This window comes from Marinoscillum sp. HNIBRBA16962, assembly GCF_057801515.1.
Genome location: NZ_CM173603.1, coordinates 115,279 through 134,753, shown reverse-complemented (window position 1 = coordinate 134,753; position 19,475 = coordinate 115,279). Strand labels below are relative to the sequence as shown.

Annotated in this window: 17 protein-coding genes and 1 pseudogene; 7 read left to right on the top strand and 11 right to left on the bottom strand. The window is 41.7% G+C overall.

The features are described 5' to 3' along the window. The first annotated feature begins 32 nt into the window (after positions 1 to 32). On the top strand, positions 33 to 446 hold the full coding sequence (locus AC3E9V_RS00645) for an ester cyclase (protein ID WP_488751246.1): 414 nt from the start codon (positions 33 to 35) through the stop codon (positions 444 to 446). Here AC3E9V_RS00645 and AC3E9V_RS00640 read toward each other — a convergent pair. Together AC3E9V_RS00640 and AC3E9V_RS00635 are read right to left on the bottom strand one after the other, a co-directional pair. Further along, positions 415 to 585, bottom strand: a complete 171-nt coding sequence (locus AC3E9V_RS00640; RefSeq protein WP_488751245.1) for a hypothetical protein — start codon at positions 583 to 585, stop codon at positions 415 to 417. The genes AC3E9V_RS00645 and AC3E9V_RS00640 overlap by 32 nt on opposite strands. A 191-nt stretch (positions 586 to 776) precedes the next feature. Continuing rightward, positions 777 to 1,259 carry a PaaI family thioesterase gene (locus AC3E9V_RS00635; RefSeq protein WP_488751244.1) on the bottom strand — a complete coding sequence of 161 codons (483 nt, stop codon included), beginning with the start codon at positions 1,257 to 1,259 and terminating at the stop codon, positions 777 to 779. Between the two features lie 41 nt (positions 1,260 to 1,300). Between AC3E9V_RS00635 and AC3E9V_RS00630 the strand changes: the two genes are divergently transcribed. The 3 genes from AC3E9V_RS00630 (at position 1,301) to AC3E9V_RS00620 (ending at position 6,466) form a co-directional block, all read left to right on the top strand. Continuing rightward, the gene (locus AC3E9V_RS00630) at positions 1,301 to 2,185 is read left to right on the top strand and encodes an MBL fold metallo-hydrolase (RefSeq protein ID WP_488751243.1); all 885 of its coding nucleotides are present in this window, start codon (positions 1,301 to 1,303) and stop codon (positions 2,183 to 2,185) included. 459 nt (positions 2,186 to 2,644) lie between these two features. After that, positions 2,645 to 4,825, top strand: coding sequence for a DUF2339 domain-containing protein (locus AC3E9V_RS00625; protein WP_488751242.1), 2,181 nt, complete (start codon positions 2,645 to 2,647; stop codon positions 4,823 to 4,825). A gap of 273 nt (positions 4,826 to 5,098) precedes the next feature. Further along, positions 5,099 to 6,466 carry a transposase gene (locus AC3E9V_RS00620; RefSeq protein WP_488751241.1) on the top strand — a complete coding sequence of 456 codons (1,368 nt, stop codon included), beginning with the start codon at positions 5,099 to 5,101 and terminating at the stop codon, positions 6,464 to 6,466. 304 nt (positions 6,467 to 6,770) lie between these two features. On the opposite strand, the gene AC3E9V_RS00615 is transcribed toward AC3E9V_RS00620, so the two are convergent. Together AC3E9V_RS00615 and AC3E9V_RS00610 are read right to left on the bottom strand one after the other, a co-directional pair. Further along, positions 6,771 to 7,937, bottom strand: a complete 1,167-nt coding sequence (locus AC3E9V_RS00615) for an FAD-dependent monooxygenase (protein WP_488751240.1) — start codon at positions 7,935 to 7,937, stop codon at positions 6,771 to 6,773. 4 nt (positions 7,938 to 7,941) lie between these two features. After that, positions 7,942 to 8,283: pseudogene (locus tag AC3E9V_RS00610) on the bottom strand (SDR family NAD(P)-dependent oxidoreductase); the annotation flags it as partial. Positions 8,284 to 8,383: 100 nt separating this feature from the next. On the opposite strand from AC3E9V_RS00610, the gene AC3E9V_RS00605 reads away from it, so the two are divergent. Next, complete coding sequence (locus AC3E9V_RS00605; protein WP_488751239.1) at positions 8,384 to 8,803, top strand: winged helix-turn-helix transcriptional regulator; 420 nt, start codon at positions 8,384 to 8,386, stop codon at positions 8,801 to 8,803. Positions 8,804 to 9,108: 305 nt separating this feature from the next. Here AC3E9V_RS00605 and AC3E9V_RS00600 read toward each other — a convergent pair whose 3' ends face one another. The 7 genes from AC3E9V_RS00600 to AC3E9V_RS00570 all read right to left on the bottom strand — a co-directional run bounded on the left by AC3E9V_RS00600 (position 9,109) and on the right by AC3E9V_RS00570 (position 15,948). After that, on the bottom strand, positions 9,109 to 9,669 hold the full coding sequence (locus tag AC3E9V_RS00600; RefSeq protein WP_488751238.1) for a dihydrofolate reductase family protein: 561 nt from the start codon (positions 9,667 to 9,669) through the stop codon (positions 9,109 to 9,111). 241 nt (positions 9,670 to 9,910) lie between these two features. Further along, a complete protein-coding gene (locus AC3E9V_RS00595) occupies positions 9,911 to 11,167 on the bottom strand; it encodes a serine hydrolase domain-containing protein (protein ID WP_488751237.1) in 1,257 nt (418 codons plus the stop codon). A 488-nt stretch (positions 11,168 to 11,655) separates the two neighbouring features. Next, positions 11,656 to 12,681 (bottom strand): S41 family peptidase, encoded by a 1,026-nt coding sequence (locus tag AC3E9V_RS00590; RefSeq protein WP_488751236.1) that lies wholly within the window; start codon positions 12,679 to 12,681, stop codon positions 11,656 to 11,658. 351 nt (positions 12,682 to 13,032) lie between these two features. Continuing rightward, on the bottom strand, positions 13,033 to 13,992 hold the full coding sequence (locus AC3E9V_RS00585) for an RDD family protein (protein ID WP_488751235.1): 960 nt from the start codon (positions 13,990 to 13,992) through the stop codon (positions 13,033 to 13,035). Positions 13,993 to 14,250: 258 nt separating this feature from the next. After that, on the bottom strand, positions 14,251 to 14,601 hold the full coding sequence (locus AC3E9V_RS00580) for a hypothetical protein (RefSeq protein WP_488751234.1): 351 nt from the start codon (positions 14,599 to 14,601) through the stop codon (positions 14,251 to 14,253). Positions 14,602 to 15,187: 586 nt separating this feature from the next. Then, the gene (locus tag AC3E9V_RS00575) at positions 15,188 to 15,604 is read right to left on the bottom strand and encodes a contact-dependent growth inhibition system immunity protein (RefSeq protein WP_488751233.1); all 417 of its coding nucleotides are present in this window, start codon (positions 15,602 to 15,604) and stop codon (positions 15,188 to 15,190) included. 173 nt (positions 15,605 to 15,777) lie between these two features. Next, positions 15,778 to 15,948, bottom strand: a complete 171-nt coding sequence (locus AC3E9V_RS00570; protein WP_488751232.1) for a hypothetical protein — start codon at positions 15,946 to 15,948, stop codon at positions 15,778 to 15,780. 429 nt (positions 15,949 to 16,377) lie between these two features. Here AC3E9V_RS00570 and AC3E9V_RS00565 point away from each other — a divergent pair, with 429 nt between their 5' ends. Next, the gene (locus tag AC3E9V_RS00565) at positions 16,378 to 17,235 is read left to right on the top strand and encodes a universal stress protein (protein ID WP_488751231.1); all 858 of its coding nucleotides are present in this window, start codon (positions 16,378 to 16,380) and stop codon (positions 17,233 to 17,235) included. Between the two features lie 70 nt (positions 17,236 to 17,305). Next, a complete protein-coding gene (locus AC3E9V_RS00560; RefSeq protein ID WP_488751230.1) occupies positions 17,306 to 19,375 on the top strand; it encodes a glycoside hydrolase family 97 protein in 2,070 nt (689 codons plus the stop codon). Positions 19,376 to 19,475 lie beyond the last annotated feature (100 nt).

The following is a 19,475-nucleotide window of genomic DNA, read 5'->3' as shown; positions in this document are numbered from 1 at the left end:
CCCGGTGAACTATCATCAAGCTTATTCTTATAATGACACCAAAAGAAGTAGTATCGCTTTTCGTAAAATCAACCAATGCACAGGACTGGTCAACAATGTCTGAACTGCTTGCTCCAGATTTAACGAGACACTCATCCACCTTTGGCCAGCCTGATGTACGCACAAAAGAAGACCTGATCCGGTTTCACAAACAGGAGCTGGAAACCTTTCCGGACCTGAAAGAGGAAATCCGTTTTATGGTTTGTGAGAATGATATGGTAGCTGTACGGATCAACTTCAAAGGAACGCAAAATGGAAAAATGGGTCCATATCCTCCATCCGGAAGGGTTTTAGATGCTGACTTCAATTGCTTTTTTCGTATAGAAAATGAGAAGATCGCTGAAGCATGGGTGGAGTATGACACACTGAACGGGCTCATACAGCTGGGGCATTTTGAGCCGAAATGATACGAGCCGGACCGGCTGTCAGACACATTTTGTTATTTACCATAAACGCCAGACCACCAAACATCTTCTTTTCTTCCACATTAGGAACGTCGGTGAGTGACTCTCTTAATCTTTGAGCAAGGTTTTCGCTATACGCCATGAAGTAAGGTTTTAATCAGTTCCACTTCTCCTGATTACAAAAGGAATCAAGCATGGATGAATTTACTAAAATTTGGATTTTATTTCATTCATCAAAGGCCGTCATCGCCAAGGGTTGTGTCCGGGTAAACTTCCGGAATTTATCCGAAAAACGTCCGTGAGACACGGACGTTGGCGAATGTGGAATATTTTTCACTTAAACGGATTCCCTCCACTATCCACACTACTATCGTAAACCCGTATGGCGATCACGTCTGCTTCAGCAGTTACTTCACCTTCCACCATCGCTTTGCAGGTCATCACGGTTTTGCGGCCTTTTACTTCCATCACCCTGGCTCTCAGCTCGATCTCCTTATCGTTGGGGGTGGGTTTGAGGTATTTGACGGTGATCGTTCCGGTTGCGTAGCGGTACACAGGATCAGAATCCAATGACCGGTCTTCCCTGCGATATGCATCCGCCATAGCCGTGCCCATCGTATGGCAGTCGATGAGGGTGGCCAGAATGCCACCGTTCAGCAGGTTAGCCCAGCCGTGGTATTTTTCTTCACTTTGCCACTTGCATACGGCCTCCTCGCCTTCCCAGTAGCTTTTGATCTGCAGACCATCGGGGTTGTTGATCCCACACCCGAAGCAAACATTTTCGGGCATATGCAGCTGAAAGTAATCTTTCTCCATTTTATTTCGTAGGTTTCTGTTGTCAGCACAAACCTAATAAAATGGTACACATCTTAGACTTACATTTTCTTGGCATTGATCACGCGATCGCTTCTTTTCTCATCGAAACGTCAGACGGACCCGTTTTGGTAGAAACCGGCCCTCACTCCACGTTTGAGGCTATGCAAAAGCAGCTGGACAAGCATGGATACAAGGTGGAAGACGTAAAGCACGTCCTGCTTACCCACATCCACTTTGATCATGCGGGAGCCGCCTGGGCATTCGCCGAAAAAGGCGCCACCATTTACCTCCACCCGTTTGGCGCACCGCATATGGAAGACCCCACTAAGCTTTACAACTCCGCAAAGCAGATCTATGGCGATGAGATGGAGCGGCTCTGGGGGGCTATGGAAAAAATACCAGCCGATCAGCTGAAAGAAGTCGCCCATGGTGAAAAGCTGGTGATCGGAGACCAGGAGATCATCGGCTGGCACAGCCCGGGCCATGCCAGGCACCACATCGCGTGGCAGCTGGACGATATCATTTTTACCGGCGATGTAGCTGGTGTGAAAATCGAAGCAGGACCGGTAGTACCACCCTGCCCTCCCCCGGATATCAACCTGGAGGACTGGAACCAAAGCATCGATATCCTGATGGAGAAAAAAGCGCAGAAGCTGTATCTCACCCACTATGGGGAAGTGACTGAAATTGGTAACCACTTTCACCAGCTACGCGAGATCCTGAATGACTGGGCCTATTGGGTCAAAAAAAAGTGGGAAAGTGGGTTGTCAGCGGAGGAGATCACCCCTCAGTTTTCTGAGTATACGGCAAATCAGCTTCGCGAAAAGGGCGTTTCCGAGCATGGTGTGAAACAATATGAAGCCGCCAACCCCAGCTGGATGAGCGTGGCGGGATTGATCCGGTATTGGAAGAAGAGAGGGAGTTGATTGAATAACCGCTGAGAGAGCGGAGTTTACGCAGAGTATTCGCTTAGTTTTCTCGACTTCCTCCTATTGAGAGGGCATTTCGGAGTATTGAGCAAATATTTCGGCGCATTAAGAAGATATTTCGATACGTTGAGCTGGCATTTCAGTCCATCAAGATGAGATTTCGGCATATTAAGACAAGGTTTCGGTGCATTGAGATGATATTTCGGTTCATTAAGACAAGGTTTCGATACGTAGAGCAGGGGTTTCGGTACATTGAGTGGTGGTTTCGGTGAGGGGTGCAAGCTCGACATGAGGAATTAACCAACCGCCGAGAGAACAGAGTGACACAGAGGATTCGCTCTGTTTTCTCAGCTTTCTCTGTGGTTAACCCTTTTTGCCTATTACTCTTGCATGCTGCCTGTTGGAAACAAATATCTCTATCAAAAAATATATATTTGATCTCAAGCCTAACCGACCATGGAAGAAAACGATCAAATAAAAAAGCTGAACGAAAAATTAGAACAGCTTCTGGACAGACAGTATTCCCTTTCCCGGGAGGTAGGGGAACTGAAAGGCCAGATTGATCAACTATCTATGGCTAAAAGCCAAACCACTAAGAAAAAAGCTCCTCCTCCAAAACCTTTTGACGCTACTCCCAAAAAACCAGATACTAAAAAGAAAACCCGTTCTGATCTGGAGCGGTTTATCGGACAGAATCTAATTAGCACGATTGGGGTTATCATCATTATTCTGGGGGTAGGCATAGGCTCCAAATATGCCATAGAACATCAGATGGTGAGCCCCATTGTCAGGATAGTTTTGGGGTATGTATTTGCTGCTGTACTATTGGCTATAGCCTTCCGGCTAAAGGCCCGGTACGAAGGCTACAGTGCTGTACTGGTGAGTGGTTCGCTCGCTATCATGTACGTAATTACCTTTTTTGCTTATAGCTTTTATGATCTGATTCCCAAGCTACCGGCATTTGGTCTGATGATCCTTATTACCGCCTTTGCCGTTTACAGTGCCATAAAATACAGCCGGGAGATTATTGCCCACATTGGGTTGGTCGGAGCGTATGCCATTCCTTTCTTACTCAGCGATGGTTCCGGTGAGGTTTCAGCATTATTTACCTATATGGTTTTGATCAACGCCGGCATTCTGGTCATTTCGTTAAAAAAGTACTGGAAGCGACTTTATTATTCCACATTTGGATTCACCTGGCTGATCTTTACCGGATGGTACTTCTTTTCATTCGGAAATGATAAAGATTTCCTGATCTCCATTGCCTTCTGCTCTATTTTCTTTGCGCTTTTCTACGGTACTTTCATCCTTTACAAACTTCTTCGCAATGAAGAATACCGTAAGCCTGATATATTCCTTGTGCTCTCCAACGCCTTTTTATTTTATGCTGTTGGTTACGCTATTCTCCTGGAGAATGACCAAAACAATTCTGCATTAGCACTATTTACCCTGATCAATGGGGCCGTACATTTTTTAGTGAGTGCATTTATTTTCAGGAAAAGGAAAGCGGACAAAAACCTGTTTTTTCTTATCGTTGGGTTAGCCCTGCTGTTTCTTACCATTTCTATCCCTGTAAAGCTAAATGGCAACTGGGTCACGCTCCTGTGGACAGGCGAGGCTCTGATACTCTTTTGGATCGGGCGTACGCGAAACAAATCAGCCTATGAAAAACTGAGTTATCCATTGATCTTTCTGGCTTTTTTTAGTTTGCTACAGGACTGGGAGGAATATTACATAGCCAATCTGACAAGGCTTGTTTTCAACATCCAGTTCTTTTCCTCACTCCTCGTAAGTGGTGCTTTTGCGGCCATAAGCTATTTGCACTTTAGTTCGAAGTACTCCATCCATGACTCTAAAGGTCGAACAAAGAACCTGCTGAATTACGGATTGCCAGCCATTTTACTTCTTACCCTTTATGGGTCCATTTACCAGGAAATAGATGCCTATTGGTATAGCAGCCCTTCTTTTACAGGCGTCTGGCATTTCAGGTACTTATGGCTACTCAACTATACCTTTTTATTCCTGGCGGGACTGGGAGTCGTCAACCTGCTAAAAATAAAAAACAGTCCCCTCGCTTATATGAACCTGGCTTTGAGTTTTCTGGTGTTTATACTTTTTCTCACAGAAGGGCAGTTAAGGCTAACGGAGCTGAGAGAATTATACCTCAGCGAAGAAGGAGGCTTTGGTAACCTGCGGGTTCGGTATTTCAGTATCGCCTTTTGTGCTCTGCTCCTTTTAGTTAATTACCTGAATAAAAAGGCTGCTTTTGTGAAAGGATTGAGCATTCCTTTTGATGTGCTCCTTTACCTGTCCACACTGGTTCTTGCCAGTAGTGAACTGGTCCATTGGCTGGATCTTTATGGCTTTAAAGGCACTTACAAACTTGGCTTAAGCATACTCTGGGGTGTATTTGCCTTACTCTGGATCCTTTTGGGTTTATTAAACAGGAAAAAATACCTGAGAATAGGAGCTATTGTCCTGTTTGGGATTACGCTTCTTAAGCTGTTCTTCTATGACATATCGCATCTCGGTACCATTTCCAAAACCATCGTTTTTGTCTCCCTGGGAGTCTTGCTTTTGGCCATTTCCTTCTTTTATAATCGGTTCGCAGAATTAATTGTGGAAGAGAAGAATTAACTAAATCGCTTCCAAAAGGGATCCCTATGGGAAGAGAGAGCGGAGTTATGTGGAGAAGTCTGTCTTAGCTTACGTTCTATAGTGCGGGTTTTAGAGCGATTCACTGTCTGCCTTCAGCAAACTATAATTAGGCCACCCTTGTAATCACATAACTTACAGATACATAGATATTTACATCCTTGGTATTGGATAGGTAAACCCCGAAATCGGCCAAATATGGCTTTTTTCGGGGTTTGGTGTTAAATTACAGTTACGTACAAAATAATTCAACACTTGAAAGATAGCATGCAGCAAGCTCTTTTCCAACCTAAGGAGTACCGACACCCAAAATTGTATTTATTCAAGCAGACCAAACTTGGCCGCATCCATGATACCATCCCGTGGGAAGAGCTGGAGGATTGTTTGCCCGTCCAGGATACCAGCAAGCCTGGCCCGAAGCCCTGGTTCTCCAATAAGGGGATGTTTGGGTTGATGTTCCTAAAGCATTTGATCGATACCAGTGATGAAAAACTGATAGACCGTTTCAATACCGATTGGTCTTTGCAACTGTTCTGTGGCAAATTGCTCGGTGAAGGGGAGATGATCAGGGATCAGGCCATGGCCTCCAGGGTTCGAGGGTATATGGCGGAACATGCGGACTGGGAAGCTGTCCAGCAGGTGCTTTTAGAACACTGGAAGAAGGACATGGAGTCGTTACATATACTGTTTATGGATGCCACCTGCTATGAGAGTTACATCCGCTTCCCCACAGACGTAAACCTGCTATGGGAATGCTGTCAATGGATCTACGACCTTATTTTTAAGCTTTGCAAGCTTTTGGGCATCAAGCGTCCTCGCAACAAATTCATTGACCAGAAAAGGAAACAGCAGGCGTATTCAAAGTTGCGCCGGAAAACCTATAAAAAAGGGAGAAGACGCCACCGGTCATTGGTATACCTGCTTGAGAAGGGCCTGGACCAGCTGCAAGGGTTGTTTGATGACCACCCAATAGTACTTACTGGGAAGCAGACCATTTATTTAAAGACCATTAAACAGGTTTTATCACAGCAAAAAGTAATCCAGGAAGACTCCTCGGCCAAGATACCCGAGCGTATCGTCTCTTTGCACAAGCCTTATATACGCCCCATCGTTAGAGGGAAAGAGAACAAGCCAGTTGAGTTTGGAATGAAGGCACATATGCTCCAGTCAGGAGGGGTCGTCTGGTTTGACAAGATGGAGTTCAAAGCCTTTAATGAATGTAAATCACTCAAAACCAGCTTCTTCAAACATACCAAGCATTTTGGGTCGTGTTTCCAACTGGCTGCTGACAGGATATATGCCACCAATGAGAACCGTAATTTCCTAAAAGGAAAAGGGGTTTTTCAAAGCTTTGCCCCAAAGGGACGGCCCGTTAAAGATCCCAAACAAGCAAAACCGGAAGCTGTGCTCAGGGGAGAACTTAACAAAGTCCGGTCCACACACTTGGAAGGGGCTTTTGGCAACCATAAAAATCATTATGGGCTAAGAAAAGTCAAGGCTCTCAGCGAAAAGACCGAACGCATCTGGGTGTTTTTTGGAGTAATGTCAGCCAATGCCTCAAAAATCGCTGACAGGAGGTTTAAAACAAACAACAAAGAACCAGCCCTTCAATTAGCAGCATAAAACTACACCTTCACCAAAGGTGTACATGGGATAATTGTGCCCATACATGTCTTATATGCTTTCTGCACCTATTCTTAACGTTGAAATTGTATTTTTTAAAGAAATCAAATCCCCATGTACAACCACAGGTTATGCTTGGTCAAGGACAAAGCCCTTCAAATATACTTTACAAAAAACGTCTTGTTTGGAACAAAACCTAATTACAAGGGAGGCCTAATTAAGGCCAAAACACTTAATTTTGGCCACTCAGCCCACATTACGCTTATAAATTGTTAGCGGTGCGTTGCTTTTTTGCCTTTTTTATTCAATTTAAGTTTCTCGACCATAGCTCAACCATTCCGACAGTGGTTTTATTATAGTCCACAAATTTTGCCTTGCGATTTCGTTCCAGGCAATAATCTTTATCCGTATTAAAAAGAGATTTCGCAAAAGCTCTTCCTGATATAGTGATGGCAGTGGTCTTTTCTAACCGAATATTCTGAAATGCTTCAAACGATTCTTTCAATGTTTCATACTTAGTTAATTGCTCTGCTAATTGCCAGGCATCTTCCATTGCCTGACAAACTCCCTGTCCGGAGGTGGGTAATGATGCATGGGCTGCATCACCCAATAAACAAACATTGTTTTTAAACCAGTTAGGAATAGGATTGTGGTCAAAAACAGGAATTCTTTTTATGTTCGTTTCCTGCGTTTGTTCTATTATAGTTTTTATAAAGGGAGACCAGGAACGAAATAGTTTAAGCAATTCTTCTTTATCGGTTGCTTCTTTATTCCTACTGTTTAATTGCAGTGCTTTACAAGCTGCCCAGTACACTTTACTTTCATTAATAGGCACTATTCCAAAACGCTCACCACAACCCCAATAATCCATTACATTATTCTCTATTGACAAAGGGTTATCGCTTTCAAAAATACCAACCCAATTTATATAATGATAAATAGGCCGATTCTCTCCACAAACATACTTCCTGGCAATGGAATTCATTCTTCCGTCAGCACCAATTATAATATCTGCCTGAATGGCGCATTCTTTCTGTTGAAGAAAAGAATTTCCATGCTCATTATCTTCAATACTTGTAACCGCAGTGTTGTTTTGTAATTCTAAGCCTAACTTAATTACTGTCTTTTGTAATAAATTGTGGAAGTCCAATTTGCTAACAGCATAGCTAGGGTAACCAATTTTTTCATCAACTTTCGCAATATCAATTCCTCCTAAAAACTCACCGTCTTCAGCCCAGCGTTGCATTTGTTTCAGTCGCCCTCCAATTGCCTCTACATCTTTTAAAAGACCAAGTTTATTTAAAATCCAAATGCCGTTTGCCCAAATCACAAAGCCTGCACCGGCCGACTGAGCTTCTGGTCTTCGCTCATAAATTACAACATTTGTAAATCCTTTTTGCCGTAAAGCAATGGAGGTAGTTAATCCACCGATGCCTCCGCCAATAATTGCAATTTTTGATTTTCTATCCATATGCTCAAAGTTTAGCAGGATCTAAAACCTTTTGCATCATTTTCTGATTGGATATTGCTAACCCTGTATAAGACAAAATCTTTTTGGACATAAAAGCCATTATCCTATTTCCTTTACCAGGAATAATAGAAAGTTTCTTTCCGAAATTTTGTATAGTTTCTTTCGCAACATCCTCCGGACTCATTGTTTTCACAGGAGTTTTTGACCAATCTATTCCTATGTTTTCTGCCATAGCAGTATTCGTAACACCTGGCGACAACACCGATATATCTATTCCTTTTGTCTTCAGTTCACCGTAAAGTGAAGTTGCCAAACTGAAAACATATGATTTACTAGCCGCATAATTAGAAAAATAAGGGCTTTATTTTCCATTTTTAATTCTTTTATTGAAATTTTACTTTCAAATTGAAAGTAAAAATATAAATAACTTTTAAAATGCAAGATACATGGTCTTTAATTTTAGGTCTACTTGTCCAATAAGTTCGGCATTAGATATCGTGGGAGATAAATGGTCTCTGCTGGTATTAAGAGACATGATGTTTTCGGGGAAGAAGACATTCAGTGAATTTGCTGCCTCAGCTGAAGGAATTGCAACAAATATATTGTCCGACAGGCTTTCCAATTTAGAAAAATCGGGAATTATCATTAAAGGGAAGTTGCCTGGTAACAAAAAAACGAATATTTACTCACTTACAGATAAAGGAATAACATTTTTGCCTTTACTCGTAGAAATTATTCTATGGAGCGATAAAAATTTAGAAGATCATATTACCGAAAACACCAAAAAGTTGGCGAGAACTATCATGAATGATAAGAAAGAATTTATCAAACAGATGTTGGCTAAATTGAAGAATGAGATTCTTTAAAATGAATTTAATGAAGCTCGTTGACTGCTCGATATAGTTCTGACTAAGGTCTGTTAAAGCACAAATACTTTTCTTAATTAAATCTAATTTCAGTCCATTAGCTTAAGAAATTCCTGGAATTTGGCAGTTCGGCAATTTAGGTTCCAGCTAAGAATGCGAGTTTTTTCTTATGCAGTCGATGCTATCAACGGTCAAGTATAAGCGTAGTGCGGGGTCTCGGTGCAATTCACTGTCTGCCTACCATAAAGTTTCTTAGGAGCAAACATTACGCTTATACAATGTTGGCAGTTCGTTGTTTTTCTTTATCATTCCTTTTTCGGTTGATAGTACAGAATTACAGCTCCACCACTAAAGGTTTTAGTCTTTATGAGTTTAAGAATAGTCCTGTTGTTTATATGTTCAAATAATGGCAAACCGCCTCCTGCAATAACAGGATGAACACAAAGTTGGAATTCATCAATCAAATTAAGTTTCATCAGCTGTATAATTAAACTCCGACTGCCAACAAAAATGTCTTTACTCCCGCCTTTGCGGGATTGTTTGAGTTCTAAAACTTCATCTTTTAAGTCACGTTTTGCTACGGTTGCACTTTCCCATTCTACATTTTTAAGCGTATGAGAAAAAATAATTTTTGGAATTTTGTCAATAGCTGTGGCAAAGTCATTCATTGACTTTTCTTCGGAAGGTTTTTCTAAAAACGTTCGCCAAAATTCCATAAGTTGATAGGTGGTTCTTCCGTATAAAATTGCATCTCCCTTTCCTAATAATTCTGTATAATGCTGATGTATTTCTTCATCTGGAATTCCTGCTGTATGGTCACATATTCCGTCAATTGTCATATTTAATGCTGCAATTATTTTTCTCATATTATTTTATCCCATTCAATTTTTGATTTTCGATATATCTTTTCTCCAGTGACCGCCAACGTCCAACTATCATCGCTAAGCTGGACCGGGTCGCCTAGACTTTTCATCCCGAAGCTTCGGGACTATAAAAGTATCTTATCGAACCAGCCTTTGCAAACCAGCCGGCCGGCAGGTAGCTCAGTCCCGAAGCTTCGGAAGCTTAAGGATGATAGTGCTTCTTGTTATCCACTTCTAACCTTTTCTATTCAATTTTGGAAGCCTCAAATCCGTAAAATTTGAAACCGGTTATCACATCACCGTTTCGGATAAATTCGAGATATGCACCACCATTTGTATTGAAAAAAGTACTGTCAGAAGAGGGGAGTAAAAAAATTGGTTCAGGAGCAAAAGGTGCAAGGTGTTCTAATCCATTTTCTTTCATGACCATTTCTACTTCACCGAGGTCCGGGATGTGGTACTTACCTGTAAACTTTTGCAGTTCCTGAGTTGAAAGCTCATGATACACTCTCTTCATTGGCTCAACACCAGGCAATTCATATTCCTGGGCGATACTCAACTTTATCTCCTGAATGATACTCCCATTGTCCGAGTTGACCATAATGACTGCTGCTACGGGTCGCTCTTTCCAGGCTATTAACTCGGCTCTGAACCCTTCATCTGCACCATTATGTCCAAATGTGTGTTCCGCCACAGCAGGCCCCAGGCCATAATCGTTCATTCCCGGGGTAAGCATTTCATTAACCGTATTTGCCTTTAACAATCCATCTTGTTGGGTTTGGTAGATTTGCTGAATTTCTTTTGCATACAGGACGAGTTGTGATGGGGTCGTCCATAGACCAGCAGCTGCCATTTCAGGATAAATAGGCCATTTTCCTTCCACTTCATTTCCATTTCTCCGATAGCCGGTTGCAGTGATGGAATGATACCTGGAGGGTGGCGGATTTTCAAAAGTACTGTTGGACATTCCTAAAGGGCCTAATACATTCAACCGCATGAGTTCCGGGAATGATTTTTCTTCAATATCTGTAATCATATGTTGCATAATAGTATAACCTCCACCGGAATACTGCCAACCTACTCCAGGTACCTGATAGACACGAACCGAATCTGTATTTCCCTTACCGTCCAGTACTTCAGGTACGCTCGGTATGGTATCGCCTTTGTCATATCCCGGAAATCCCCAAACAGTTAATCCTGCTGTGTGATTCAGTATTCTTCGGGTGGTGACTTTTTCTTTTGCTGTAAACTCATTTTCTGGGAGTTTCCAGCTGGTAAGGTATTTATTTACATTCGAATCCAAACTTATGACACCCTCTTCTGCAAGCTGATGAGCCCTAATTGCAGCAACTGGCTTGCTTATCGATCCGGCAAGGAACATTGTCTCGATTGTTACCGGGCGATATTCCGAACTGTCTGCGATCCCATAACCTTTCGCCCATTCAAGTTGACCCTCATTGATAACTGCTATGCTAACTCCGGAAATACCCAATTCCTTCATTCTTGCTTCGATTTTATATTTAGGTATGCTGTCTCCTTGGATTTGGAGATTAGGTTGAAGACCGTTTTCGATTCTAGAAATTCGTTCGGACAATAGTTCCTTATCCTTTTCGGACTGAGTGACACAACCCATCAGAATAAGCAGAAGAAAAAAAGGAGTAAGGGTTTTCATATTAAATTTTTATTGTGAATAACAGTACATGCCCAATAGAGCTTAAATTCCTTTCAATACTCCAAAATAACGGAATCCATCATCAGAGTCAAGAAGTTTTTTACCAAATAAAGATCACTCGGTTCGCAGAATATATTGTGGAAGACAAGAATTAAACCGCTCCCAAAGGGATCCCTATGGGAAGAGAGAGGCGGAATTACGCGGAGAAGTCTGTCTTACCTTACGTTCTATTTCGGTTCCTACTCGGATAGATTCAGGTGTACACATCCAAGTGTTAGGAAGATAATAGCTAAGAATGCGAGTTTTTTTTCATGCAGCTAGTGAAAAGAATGGGACTTTACTACACCAGTTGACCAGCCGCTGTTATTTTTTAGTGTTATATGGCGTTCTTTTATCCAATCTATTGCCTTTGATAAACTTTCTCCTTTTTCACATTTAATATCGGGGATCAGTCCCTCTCGGATTTTGTTCCTATTTTTATCACAGTAATAATCAGTTGCTAATAACAATTTTGCATTACTCTTGAAGTCAAATAATCGAAGGTGTGATGTTTTTCCTTTGGTTTTTGACCCAAACAATTTAGTGTCTTTTTGGAACTTAAAAGCTAAAGCAAGAAATTCTCCTGCACTTACTGTTTCCTCGCTTACTAATATTGCAATCTTTTTATTTTTATTTATCAAGGTTGAATTGTAATTCAAACTATCCACTAAATAATCCCCGAAATAAAAATAGTCGTTTGTAACCCTTATTTTTCTGAATGTATTCTTATTATCGCATGAAATCCCTATCAAAGGCTGTTCAAACAGTGGTGACAGTCCAAGGGATTCACTTGGTAATTTACCTCCTGAATTATTTCTTAAATCAATTACCCAACCAGATAATTTCGCAGTAGTATCCAAACTTATTAAAGCTTTTCTTATTTCTAGAGCATACTTGTCAGTCAGGCTATCATTTGCAATAAATCCGGGTAAATTAATATAGCCTACATCATTTTCAATAATTTTTGTTTTTATTGCTGGCACTGATAGTGTGTCAATGAGTAATGGATTTGTTATCGGACCTTTTTCTGGGTTTTGTGATGAAATGAAAATACTATGACCATCATCAATTAGTTTTACAGTATAGCCAATTGCTTTATAAACATCTTCATTACTATTAAATCCTGAAATTGAATCTTTTACTGTCTTTTTTAAATCCGTCCAGTTCAGATTATTTTTTTTGATTGAGTTTTCTTCAATTATTTTAAAAGCTTGTTCAAAAAACTCCTCAAAACCCCAATGAACATTTCTTTTACAAGAAAATGAAACCAATGAAATAGCTATTAATAAAATTATTTTTCTCATCGTTTTTTTTGAATGCCATATAACGATCAGATGTAAAAACAGTAGCTATGGCTTACGTTTCGTTTTGCGGGGCTATTATTTTTACATTCATGATGTGTGGCGTTATTTTTTCTTTTCAAATTGTCGGGATAATCCACCCATTCCAATCGTAATATATTATGAATATTAGGATAATGTGTCTCATAGCAGAGTTTGCATATAACGACCAGCTATGATGAGTGGGGATTAGAAAGCACTAACCTCTCGTCTCGCACATAGCCACACCTTGATTTAAATTTAAAACTTGTGGCGGACTTTCCAATCCCCACGAAAATACCCTGACCGATAACCCCCATTCATTCATAGCATATGTTACTTGCCGTTTTCACTTTTCCAAGATCTTGAGGTTTTGTAGTCAGCAATACCAATATCATAGCCGTACTTAAGTACTACTTCAGAATAGTCTATCCGGTTAATATTGAATTTCTTGGTAGTCAGAATGTCCATGATTTTCTCATAGATGACCTTTGCTTCTTCTGAGTTAGTGTCTTCGTTAACCCAAGCTTCAATAACGATTCCAATTTCTGATTCCACTGTTACGTGAATCTTTGATGATTCAACTCTTATTACTTGATCCAGTTCATATATCTCTAAAGCCAACTCTCCTAAAACTTCCTGATTAGCTTCAACCACCTCTGTTAGTGCGTTAGTGGTATCTTTGAAGGTAAAATAGGTGGCAACAAAAACTCCAAGAATCAAGGTTACGATACCGGCATAAATATAAATTTTGTGCTTTGATACGGAAACCAGTTCATCCACACCCTTATGCTGAAACTTTACTAACGTCTGTGCGAGTAGATCATGGACTGTTCTTCTGTCTGAGTTAACAATGAAAAAGTAGAATAGTCCAACGTAGTATGCAATATTCAATGCTCCAAAGACGCTTGAGACTATTGGTAGGTAAAATAGATTCTGAATGTAGTCGAAAAGAAAAAAAGGTGTTGTGAACAATAAGCTTCTGACAATTCCTTCTTTTAGAGTTAGCAAACTCCCATCACCTTTAACAACTTCAAGATGCATTGCTCTCTTACCAAGTGATTGGCCTTTACCTATTTCACTATTGAAAATAGCATAATAAGCGGTAGAGATTAACCAGCCAACTAGTACACCATGAGTTCCAAGTTCTATGAATATTCCCTTGCCTACCAGCGATAGAATATATCCGATTATTGCAAGAATTATTAGGTCAATCGCTAGGGCTGCAATTCTTCGTCCGAATAAGTTTTTAGGTTCCTTTAACATCGTTTGGTCTGTTGATGATTCTGTTGTCATGGTTTCAGTTTATGGCAAGTAACGCCTAGCTATCGGGCGTATGTCCGCAGCTAGTGAATAGCACTAAAGTAGTGAAATCTGCCGAAGCTCACAACGGTTCCAAATGGCACTGCGTTCCGAAAGTCTAAAAATCCTGCGAGCAGAAGTAAGTAGAAATCACAGCCGATTCTCAGCGGCAGATTCACGGTCGAGTTGCACTGAAATCAGCCAGAAAGCACCAAGACATATGCCCGATCAGCGTCTGTTAGGCTTTCGTTATTATTTGAACCTCTCCTCGTATTCCTTCAGATGTTCTGGAAACGTTCGTTCGTATTGTTCCGAATCGATTCCCATTAGTGTTATCTCAAATTCATCTGAATCCATTCCTGTGACCTGGTTGGATAGTGGGGTCAGTCGTTCGCCAGAGTTCGGGTTTACAGCAATCAGTTCATTGATATTCGCTGTTGACACCATGCGTTCATCGGGTTCGTTCGCCAATAGTTCGATAGAGTTCTGTTGGCAATAGTTTACCCAGAAGTCATAGCTAAATGAGTTCTCCAAGAAGTTGAGAGTTCCATAAACTACTCCCATCGGAGGATCAGCACGTTCGAAAGCAGTTGTTCCGATCAAGCGTTCGCCGAGGAATATGTTGAACTCAGTTGCCATTTCTGTTAATTATGCGGTTCGCGAGATGAAGCCTAACGTTCAGATATGGCGAGTGGCCACATCCGTCTGTAAAAAGCAGTAAAATAGTGAAACTGCCCAACCCCCGCAACAGTATCCACAATGCACTGCATTATGAAAGTCTAAATCCAGAAAGAAAAAAGTTTCTAGAAGCACAAAAGCTGGCAGAATGGGCAGGGTCACGGTCGGATTGCACGAAAGTATCAGATAGGCAGTTTGGCCATTCGCTATATCGCTTGTTATGGGCTTTCTTTCAGTTTTGTCCGTTTGTAAATTGCGAAAATTCCTCCTAGAATGATGTGGATAAATAGTGCCAAGATTATATAAAAAAACCTGTTCAGGCCGTATTCATCATGCCCAAAGTTGGATAGTTCTGGGTTCACGAGAATTGTTAGATAAATGGCAAGAATTAATGCATTCAGCAAGAAGAATTTCCAGAAATGTTTCCATTTGCTCAAAATCACAAGACTGATTATCCAAATTGTTGGAGAGCAAAGGATTACGATAATTAAGATGTCAAATAGGATATCCATTATTTGTTGTAATTCACCTCATCAAAGTTGGAAAGACTGAATTTGTATTCTTCAATCAACTCTTTCTTGGGTTCTATTAAAGTTCGGAATTCAAGATGCAGTTCTTTATGATTGTTCCAGAATTCAGGTGTTATACCAAGAACAACTTTAAGAAGATCTCCCTTGTACAAATCACCTTCCGCAAATAAGTTGTCTGACAGTATTTCAAATGCTATGGGTACAAGATATTCAAGTCCAATTCGTTGGCCGATCATTAACCTTACATCTTCAATTGAAAACTGGTCTAAGGGCGTTCTTCGAAGCTGTTTTGATCGTTTAATTAGGCGACTATCAAGGTCAAAGTCCGGCCAATCACTTTTCTCAAGTTGTTCGATAGTTTTATATCTCCAATTGTTCTCCATGCAGTGATTGCCCATAACAATTGTCTATGTGCAACGCCCATTGCACATATCCAACATACATCTATTCCAAATCTACGGGATTTTTAATTTGATTGAAACTCTCTGCTCCCTTCCCTTTCTCTGTGGTTAACCCCTTGTTTTATTGCCTCCCGAAACTTCTGAATGCTATTGCCTATTGGGAACACTGCCTACTGCTCCTTGCCTACTGCATATTGAGAATACTGCCTACTCATTTCTCTCCACCACTTCTCCTTTGGATAATCCTGCCCAATAACCACCGTCTCTCCGATGTACGGATAGACAGCATTGACTCCCAGCTCTTCGGCTTTTGCGGCGATCCGCTCTGCCGGGTCAGCCACGGATGCAAAGCAAGCGAAAACACTCCCCAGTGGATCGGCATAATGGCTTTGGCCTTAAGATCCAGTCCGGCGTGATGTCCTCCTCCGCAATGCCCCAGCGTTTTAGGTGCGAGCCCACTCCCAAAGAAACATAGTAATGCCCACCTCATCTTTGATTTCCTGAATGGCAGGATAATCCAAATGGTCGTAATGATACCGATACAAGGGAAACAATAATAAGGAAGGTCATTTTTAGCGTTCGGAATTTCTTCATCGATCTCCGGATTATGGAGTATAAAAAAGTAAGTAATCACTTATTAGACTGATTCTTCAAAGAAAGGTTGTGATGAGCATTGCAATTGCGGCTTAAAATCAAGAATATAAATGACCTGAATCATTCTTTTGCGTTTAATAAGATGGTACCTTTCACTACATCCAAAAAACATGCCCATGAAAACGATCCTTGTCCCCACAGATTTTTCAGATTGCGCTACATACGCAAGCGAAACCGCCATAGAGCTCGCCAGGATCATTGGAGCTGAAGTACATTTTTATCACTTTATGTCTATCCCCATTGACTGGACGCACATTTCCCTTCAGGATGCCAAAAAAATGTATCCGGATGTCACCAAAAAGGTGAAACATGTGAAGCATACCCTGGAACAATTGAAAGATAAAGCTGGCAAGGAAGGGGTATCAGCAAAAGCCTTTATTGGATACAATGAAAACGCAGAGGACGTAGTTACACATGCAATAGACAAAGACTTCAGCATGATCGTGATGGGCTCTCACGGCTCAAAAGGGCTGAAAGAGTTTTTTATTGGTTCTAATGCACAAAAAGTAGTCCGTTCCTCCAAAGTACCGGTGTTTATTGTAAAAGAGGGCCTGAAAACCGTCAAAGTCTCCAACATCCTCTTCGTCTCCAATTTCGAAGATGAGATGATGCAACCCTTCGAACGAGTAGTAGCGTTGGCGAACCTGTTAGATTCTAAAATACACCTCCTGTATGTAAACACGCCGGAAGAGTTTATGGAGACCTGGGAGATTGACCGAAAAATGGAAAGTTTCATTGCCCTGGCCGGCAATCTCCTGGATTCAGCCGAAACGATTAATACACGCTTTTTTGAAGAAGGTATCCAGCGATACTGTCAGAAAAACAATGAAGGCATTTTAAGCATTGCTACCCATCAAAGCAAAGGCTTGTCCAAACTGTTTTTAGGGGGAGTTGCCGAAAAAGTCGTCAACCACGTCAACATTCCGGTTATCAGCATACCTATCAGGAAGCCCACAGGATATCCCCGGTTTTAAGTGAAGGTGAAGGGGGATAACTGATTCTTGTATATTAGTTTTATGGCCAGGTAAAACTAAATGTAATAGTATGAGAAGTATAGTATGCACCCTCATAGCGGGGGCGATGATTTTTAGTTGTGGTCCGGTGAAAACGGACTATTCGGTTACATCCCCGAACGGGAAAATTACCGTGAATTTTGAGTTAGACAATGGGAAACCGGCTTACACTGTCTCCTATGCCGGAGCCCGGCAGCTCGAAACATCTTATTTGGGTTTTGAATTTCAGGGTCAGGATCCGCTCATAGACGATATGATCGTGGCTAACAGCAAATCCCGAAGTTTCAGTGAAACCTGGGAAATGCCCTGGGGCGAACAACGTGAAGTTTCTAATGAATTTAATGAGCTTCGAATTACCCTGGAAGAAACTGCAGCACCCTACCGTACTTTTGATGTAGTATTTCGGGCATTTGATGACGGTATAGGTTTTCGTTACGAATTCCCCGAGCAGGAAGCTTTTGGTGATGAAGTGGTGATCACTGATGAGTTCTCCGAATTTAATCTGACAGGCGACCATCAGGTCTGGTGGATCCCGGGAGATTGGGACATTTATGAATACTTGTACAACACCACTAAATTTTCGGAGATTGATGCCATTTCCAAATTTGTGGAAGGGGATCACCTGGGCCAGGTCTACATTCCGGAAAATGCCGTAAACACCCCGGTAACAATGAAAACAGCCGAAGGTGTCTATCTGAGCTTTCATGAAGCAGACCTGACAGATTACGCTGGTATGACCCTGAAAGTAGATACTGAAAACCTGAGTATGGTCAGCGAACTTGTCGGCAATGACTCAGGAATCAAAGTAAAGACTTCAGCTCCATTTGTAACCCCATGGAGGACCGTACAAATTGCAGATCGTGCAGGGGACCTGATTGAATCAAACCTGATCGTAAATCTAAATGACCCGAATCAATTGGGTGACATCCCATGGTTTACGCCGATGAAATATGTGGGCATCTGGTGGGATATGCACCTTGGCACTAAAACGTGGGATTATGCAAGTGGCAATCATGGGGCTACTACAGCGTATGCAAAAGAGCTGATTGATTTTGCCAGTGAGAACAACATAGGCGGAATCCTCGTGGAAGGCTGGAACACCGGTTGGGAAACCTGGACGGACCCCAATATGCGAGACACCATTTTTGATTTTACCACACCTTATCCGGACTATGACCTGGAGGAAGTAGTAAACTACGGAAAAGAAAAAGGTGTGGAGCTTATCATGCATCACGAAACCTCCGGGGCTGTGGCTCGATATGAAGAGCGAATGGACACGGCTTACCAGCTTATGAATAAGCTGGGTATTCATTCGGTAAAAACAGGCTATGTGGGTACGATCATCCCTGACGGAGAGTATCATCATGGTCAGTGGATGGTAAATCACTATCAGAAAACACTGGAGTACGGAGCTAAATATGAGGTAGCCATCAATATGCATGAACCGATCAAAGCCACCGGAAAAAGAAGAACCTTTCCAAACGCCATTGCAAGAGAAGGCTTGAGAGGGCAGGAGTACAATGCCTGGGCGGCCGAGGGAGCCAGTCCGCCTGAGCACTTGCCCATTGTTGCTTTTACGCGAATGCTGGGAGGACCTATTGATTACACACCGGGAATCTTCAATCTGAGCCTGAAACCTTACAGAGAAAACCATCCGATCAAATCCACTTTAGCCCAGCAGCTTTCACTATATGTGGTGATCAACAGTCCTATTCAGATGGCTGCAGACCTGATCCAGCATTATAAAGATCAGCCGGCATTTCAGTTTATCCGCGATGTGCCTGTAAACTGGGAGCAAACCAGGGTACTTGATGGTGAAGTCGGTGACTTTGTGATTACGGCCCGTCAGGAAAGAGGTACGGATAACTGGTTCGTAGGTGGCCTCACCGATGAAAATGCCCGCAATTATACATTAGCCCTTGATTTTCTGAAAGATGGCACAACATATAGCGCTAAAATTTACAAGGATTCCGAAGAAACTGATTATCTTGAAAATCCTACTGCAATCAGCATTACCGAGCAGGAAGTTGCGAAAGGTGATCAGCTGGAGGTAAATATGGTTGCAGCAGGAGGTTTTGCCATAAGTCTCACAGCACAATGAGTTTGGTATCACCGACCTAATCATATTTTGGCCGCTTCAAAACATCCTGAAGCGGCCTTTTTTTTCAGAATTATACCTTCATTGGATATTCTACCGTTTT

Bases quoted from the DNA above. Each gene is read 5' to 3' on its own strand.
- AC3E9V_RS00645 (WP_488751246.1), top strand. From the start codon at position 33: ATGACACCAAAAGAAGTAGTATCGCTTTTCGTAAAATCAACCAATGCA.
- AC3E9V_RS00640 (WP_488751245.1), bottom strand. From the start codon at position 585: ATGGCGTATAGCGAAAACCTTGCTCAAAGATTAAGAGAGTCACTCACC.
- AC3E9V_RS00635 (WP_488751244.1), bottom strand. From the start codon at position 1,259: ATGGAGAAAGATTACTTTCAGCTGCATATGCCCGAAAATGTTTGCTTC.
- AC3E9V_RS00630 (WP_488751243.1), top strand. From the start codon at position 1,301: ATGGTACACATCTTAGACTTACATTTTCTTGGCATTGATCACGCGATC.
- AC3E9V_RS00625 (WP_488751242.1), top strand. From the start codon at position 2,645: ATGGAAGAAAACGATCAAATAAAAAAGCTGAACGAAAAATTAGAACAG.
- AC3E9V_RS00615 (WP_488751240.1), bottom strand. From the start codon at position 7,937: ATGGATAGAAAATCAAAAATTGCAATTATTGGCGGAGGCATCGGTGGA.
- AC3E9V_RS00605 (WP_488751239.1), top strand. From the start codon at position 8,384: ATGGTCTTTAATTTTAGGTCTACTTGTCCAATAAGTTCGGCATTAGAT.
- AC3E9V_RS00600 (WP_488751238.1), bottom strand. From the start codon at position 9,669: ATGAGAAAAATAATTGCAGCATTAAATATGACAATTGACGGAATATGT.
- AC3E9V_RS00595 (WP_488751237.1), bottom strand. From the start codon at position 11,167: ATGAAGGAATTGGGTATTTCCGGAGTTAGCATAGCAGTTATCAATGAG.
- AC3E9V_RS00590 (WP_488751236.1), bottom strand. From the start codon at position 12,681: ATGAGAAAAATAATTTTATTAATAGCTATTTCATTGGTTTCATTTTCT.
- AC3E9V_RS00585 (WP_488751235.1), bottom strand. From the start codon at position 13,992: ATGACAACAGAATCATCAACAGACCAAACGATGTTAAAGGAACCTAAA.
- AC3E9V_RS00575 (WP_488751233.1), bottom strand. From the start codon at position 15,604: ATGGGCAATCACTGCATGGAGAACAATTGGAGATATAAAACTATCGAA.
- AC3E9V_RS00565 (WP_488751231.1), top strand. From the start codon at position 16,378: ATGAAAACGATCCTTGTCCCCACAGATTTTTCAGATTGCGCTACATAC.
- AC3E9V_RS00560 (WP_488751230.1), top strand. From the start codon at position 17,306: ATGAGAAGTATAGTATGCACCCTCATAGCGGGGGCGATGATTTTTAGT.